3 protein-coding genes are annotated in these 5,885 nt (G+C 56.6%); 2 read left to right on the forward strand and 1 reads right to left on the reverse strand.

The window, feature by feature from the left end:
* Positions 1-1,786 (reverse strand): hypothetical protein (locus tag VGK48_27675; protein ID HEY2384972.1); only part of this gene is annotated, 1,786 nt, incomplete at its 3' end.
* A gap of 582 nt (positions 1,787-2,368) precedes the next feature.
* Between VGK48_27675 and VGK48_27680 the strand changes: the two genes are divergently transcribed.
* Together VGK48_27680 and VGK48_27685 are read left to right on the forward strand one after the other, a co-directional pair.
* Entirely contained in the window at positions 2,369-3,196 is an 828-nt protein-coding gene (locus tag VGK48_27680) for a sensor histidine kinase (GenBank protein HEY2384973.1), read from the forward strand.
* A gap of 12 nt (positions 3,197-3,208) precedes the next feature.
* Positions 3,209-5,885 (forward strand): chemotaxis protein CheB (locus VGK48_27685; GenBank protein ID HEY2384974.1); only part of this gene is annotated, 2,677 nt, incomplete at its 3' end.

Raw genomic sequence — 5,885 nt, forward strand, 5'->3', positions numbered from 1 at the left:
CACCGGTAGCGCCAGCCGGGCCTTGCGGGCCCGCAGCACCAGTCGCACCTGTGGCGCCGGTAGCACCAGCGGCGCCGGTCGCGCCTTGTTGTGCCAACGGCGTCCAGAATGCGGCGCTGGTATCGGGCTGATGTCCTGTTCCGGCTTGGATGCTGATGTAACTGGTCCCATTGAACGCGACGGCGTCATTCACCGCATACGCTGTCGCGTTGCTCCATATTCCCTGCCAAGTCAAACCTGCGGGACCGGTAGCTCCGGTGGCGCCGGTTGCGCCTGCGGAACCAGTTGCTCCGATCGCACCGGTAGCGCCAGCCGGTCCTTGCGGGCCCGCAGCACCAGTCGCCCCAGTGGCGCCGGTAGCACCAGCGGCACCGGTCGTGCCTTGTTGTGCCAACGGCGTCCAGAATGCGGCGCTGGTATCGGGCTGATGTCCGGTTCCGGCTTGGATGCTGATGTAGCTGGTCCCGTTGAATGCGACCGCGTCATTCACCGCATACGCCGTCGCGTTGCTCCATATCCCTTGCCAGGTCAACCCCGCGGGACCGGCTGCTCCTGTGGCGCCGGTTGCACCGATCGCGCCCGCCGGTCCTTGCGGTCCTTGCGGGCCCGCAGCACCAGTCGCACCAGTGGCGCCGGTAGCACCAGCGGCACCGGTCGCGCCTTGTTGTGCTAAAACCGTCCAGAAAGCCGCGTTCGTATTGGGCTGATGTCCTGCTCCGGCTTGGATGCTGATATAGCTCGTTCCATTGAACGCGACCGCGTCATTCACCGCGTAAGTCGTCGCGTTGTTCCACGTCCCTTGCCAGACTAAACCGGCTGGACCAGCGGGACCGGCCGGTCCGGCGTCTCCTGTTCCAGCGGCGTCGATAATCAGCGAATTTCCGGACATCCGGATGTTGACGTTTGCGCCGCCTTGCAAAAGAACGGTGTCCGTCAGCGAATTGATGCTTTTCACCACCGAGCCGGGGGCGATTTTGTCCGCTGTCACCGCGGCATTGGCCAATTTTTGCGTGGTGACCGATCCATCAGCGATCGTCGTATTACTGGTACCGGAAGCCGTCCCCGAATTTGTGCTGGGTGTGAGCGGAGGAATCGGCGCCAACTGTGGACCATCGACCCGGATTGCCAATCCGATGAGGGGCTGATTGGCAGTCACTTCGACGACTCCGTTATAGTTATCGATGCCCTGAAAGAAGGGGTCTTGATTCAGAAATCTTGTCAGCTGTTGCAGCGGAGGGAGGGTGGTCACCTTTGTATTTATGACTGTCCCTGAGGCGTCGGACAGCTGCAACTGAATCGTGGCTGTGTTTGTGGCACTGGGATTTGCGATGGCGAGGCCGGTATCGACATTCTGCTGAGAGCTGACCGTTGCAACGAATTTGAGGTCCTGGACCGGATCGCTCGGCAACACTCCAGCCTCGGAAATCACGTGACCATCGGGATCCAGCAACTGGTAGAGCAAAGACGCGCTGAATAGGCCGCTCGAAGAGAGTCTCACCCAGCCGACCATCAATTCAGGCGATTGATTCACTAAAATGTTTTGACTGCCGGAAGGGCCCAAGGCCAAATCGCGATGGAAGAATGTCGTGCCATCCGGCTGGAACAGGTCGACCGCGACAAGCTCCGCTTGTGTGGTTGAGTTCACCACCGTGATCGAAGTACCCCATCCTGCTCCGACGGCGAACTGAGGAAAATACTGCGTTGTTCCGCCCGCCTGGAACGCCTGGGCAGTCGCGGCTGAACTCAATAAAAGGATGACAGTGCAAAGAACCACCAGCGGTTTCATAAACTTTTCCCAAAACAGCACAAACGGCGAAAATAGGTCGTAAACCGAGTTGCTGCTATGGCTTCTGCTCCTGATACCCAGGTGGTCCAAACAAATGAGTATTCGGCTCATCCAAGCAGGTATCGGCTGAAATTCGCGATTTCATGAATAGAGATTTGTGGCGGGGACCGCCGCCTCACCATTCGGCCTTTGGCAACGCGGCTTCGAACAGACGGAATAGCAGTGCTTGACGCGTCGTATCTCAGTCATTGCCGATCCTCGGCAACCCGTTTCCGATGCGTTATGATCAAGCCAGGCCCGTGGGATCGCAAGCCCAAATGTGCGCGACTCGAAAGAAAAATGTGATGGACTGCGCCAGCGCTACCGTTAATGGATGAAATACAGGAAACCAGACGCCAGAATCTGCGCTAAGAATCAAGGGATTCAGGCGGTCATTGAGCGCCGCTACATTCAGGTTTTTCTGTATGGATTTGTCATCGCGAGCGACTGGTCCCGGCGATCGATTTTCAGCGAGGCCGCGGCGTTCTCTGTGATACGTTTGCCTTGTAAGACATTATGTCAAAAGCGGGCACTGTGAGAACCATGGAACAGGCACCGACGAAACCCGGCAAGCTCCGAACAGGGTTTGCGTATTCCTATCTTCACCAGCTGCTGGAAGCGGAAAAAATTCAACTGGCGCGGGATCTGCACGATGGGTTGGGTCAGGAATTAACCATCCTCAAGATGGGTTTAGCCGAGATTTCCCGCGAGTCGGGCCGCGCCAACGCCGTCAAAGGCAAATGCAGAGAGCTGTCCCGCCTGGTCGACCTCCTGATCGAAAACATTCGCAGCATGTGTGTGGATTTGTATCCTTCTCTTCTGGAAGAGGCTGGGTTGTTCCCCACATTGGAATGGTACTTTACGAGGTTTGAGACACAAACCGGCCTCACATGCCGCTGGCGAACCGTACAGAAAACAGTAATTGACAGTGAAAAGGCGACACAGGTATTCCGGATTATCCAGGAGGCACTCACAAACATCGCCCGCCATGCGAAGGCGAAAAGCGTTACCGTCGATACGATTTGCGGCAGCACTCAATTCACGGTCGAAGTTCGTGACGACGGTAAAGGGATCCGGAAGGAAGCGATTTCCGGATATTCCTCGATGGGAATCATGAATATGAAAGAGAGAGCGCGATTGATCGGCGGCTCGCTGAATATCTTGAGCAGTGCGGGCGGCGGCACCCTGGTACGCTTTGAAATTCCACTCTCACATTGCTCTGCAACCTTCGGCACTGCCCAGCACGACGAGATCGTCCAAAGACTGAATAATGGACTCGCCGAGCAGCTACGACTGCTCGCCCGGCAGAAAGCCATTCACCAGGAAATCCGGTCTTTGCGCGGAAAGCAGTCGAAGCGGAGAACCGGCTGATGAGGCTTGTTTGTGCCAAAACGATCCCAAAGATCGAATGACAAGCTGAAATCCGATCAAATCCCTGGCCGCCGAGAGAGACCAACGGCATTTCCCATTGCCGGCATCGGGGCCTCTGCCGGAGGGCTCGAGGCATTCACGGAATTGATCGGGGCGTTGCCGGCAAACACCGGTATCGCATATGTTCTGGTTCAGCATCTTGATCCCAGGCATGAAAGCGCCCTGCCGAATCTGCTTGCCCGAGCCACGAAAATGCCGGTGCTCGAGGCCAGACAAAACGCCCGCGTTTTACCCGATCACATTTATGTCATCCGGCCCAATACCAGTTTGACAATTTCGGACGGCGTTTTGCGCGTCGCGACAAGGAAACTGAATGGCCGCCAGCATATGCCGATCGATATTTTCTTGCGGTCGCTGGCGGAGGACAAGAAAACGGCCTCGATCGGCATCATTCTTTCCGGCACGGCTTCGGACGGTGTCCTGGGACTCCGGTCGATCAAGGCAGAAGGCGGACTTGCCTTCGCTCAGAGCCCGGCGTCGGCAAAGTTCGACGGAATGCCGCAGAGCGCTATTGCCGCCGGATGCGTGGATTTCGTGCTGCCGCCCAAAGGCATCGCACAAGAACTCACCCGGATCATGCGGCATCCTTATGTAAACGGAAGGCCGTCCGAGGAAATCGAGAACCCATCCGACGGCGACGCGCGGGCGCTTAATGAAATCCTGGCCATCCTGCAGCGAAGCAAACGCACAGACTTTTCGCATTACCGGATATCCACGGTGCAACGCCGGATCGCAAGACGCATGGCCGTGCACGATATTCAAACCCGGCAGGAGTTTGCAAACCACCTGAGGCGCCATCCCGAGGCCGTCGAGGCTTTATTTCAGGATCTGCTGATTTGCGTGACCAGTTTTTTCCGCGAACCCGATAAATACAAAGTGCTGGTGCGGCGAATCCTGCCGAAGATCCTGAAAGACGCGGGGGCAGTGAACTCCATACGAGTCTGGGTACCGGGCTGTTCGACGGGCGAGGAAGCCTATTCGATCGCGATTGCGATAACCGAGTTCCTCGCAACCAAAGGCGCAACATCATTACTGCAGATTTTCGCGACGGATCTCAGTGATCAAGCGGTTCAGAAAGCGCGCGAAGGCAAATACCCCTTGAGCATCGAAGCCGACGTCGGCCCGGAGCGGCTCAAACGCTTCTTTTCCAAACGTGGAAGCACGTACCAGATCAGCAAGCGGATCCGCGACGTGTGCATGTTTGCAGAACATGACCTGACTGTCGATCCGCCGTTCTCAAATATGGATTTGATCAGCTGCTGCAATGTTCTGATCTACATGTCGCCGATCATTCAGCGCAAAATACTCGGGCTGTTCCACTACGCTTTGAAACCGTCGGGCTTTCTGATCCTGGGAAAGGCGGAGAGTACCACGGCATTTCCCAACGCATTTGAACGAGCAGATCGAAAGCAGCCGCTCTATTCGAAAAAGCCTCTCGGAGACCGTGCGGACTTTCCGGCTGTTGCACAACGGGGAATCCCCGAGAAGATGCCGCAGAAGATGCTTCCGGAGTTTGCGCCGGCGGCCGATCCGGATAAAGAGATGGACCGGATGATCCTGGAGCGCTACAGCCCGCCGGGTTTTATGGTCAACGAACACCTGCAAATCCTCAGGTTTCGGGGAAACGTAGGTCCGTATCTGGATCCGAAGCGCGAAGAAGAGGCCAGTCTCAACCTCATGAAAATGGTCCGGCCCGGTTTCGCTTTCGAACTCCGCGCCGCCGTCCACCATGCGAAGGCCAAGAATACGGTTGTCCGTCGTGAAGGCGTACGCATAGCAGACAGGTCGTCGGCGCGGTTAGTTGCCATCGAAGTCATTCCATTTGGCCCGCATCAGGCTCGAGAGCCGCTGTTTCTGATACTGATCGAAGAACTTGCTCCGGTTTCCGGAGCCCATGCCGGCGACAGGAAACACCTTCAAAAGGGGAACAACAATTTAGCCACTTTGAAGCGCGAACTGGTGGCAACAAAAGCTTATCTGCATTCCGTCATCGAAGAACAGGAAGCGTCCAATGAAGAGCTGAAATCGGTGTCCGAAGAAATCCAGGCCCGCAATGAAGAGCTGCAAAGCAGCAATGAAGAGCTGGAAACGACCAAGGAGGAATTGCAGTCCGCCAACGAAGAGCTCAGCACCCTGAACGATACGCTTGGCGCTCGAAATGCCGATCTCGACAAGCTGAACCTCGAACTGGATCGCAGCCTGCACAGTGCCCGGGATGCCAGACATTTTTCTGATGCAATCATTGAAACCGTCAGCCAGCCGCTGGTCGTTCTGGACTCGGATCTCCGCCTGATCAAGGCGAATCGCGCCTTCTATCGTCTGTTCAGTATCCGGCCGGCGGAAGCGGAAAATCACCTCTTTTACGAGATCGGAAACCGCCAGTGGGATATTCCGGAATTGCGTCACGCGCTCGAAGACATTCTTCCGCTCCAGCAGGTGCTGGCCGATTTTTCGCTTGAAAAAACCTTTGATCCGATCGGGCTCCGTTCTTTGGTCCTTAACGCCCGGAGGTTGCAGGGGACTGAAATCGGAAACGCCATTTTCATATCCATCGAGGACGTTACGGAGCGGAAGAACTTCGAGCGGGAACGCGCAAAACTGGAGAGCCTTCACCTCGAGCGAGCCGAAG

The sequence above is a fragment of the Terriglobia bacterium genome, assembly GCA_036496425.1.
Classification (GTDB): domain Bacteria; phylum Acidobacteriota; class Terriglobia; order 20CM-2-55-15; family 20CM-2-55-15; genus 20CM-2-55-15.

Excerpts from the sequence above, each read along its gene's own strand:
- VGK48_27680 (HEY2384973.1), top strand. The coding sequence starts at position 2,369 with ATGGAACAGGCACCGACGAAACCCGGCAAGCTCCGAACAGGGTTTGCG.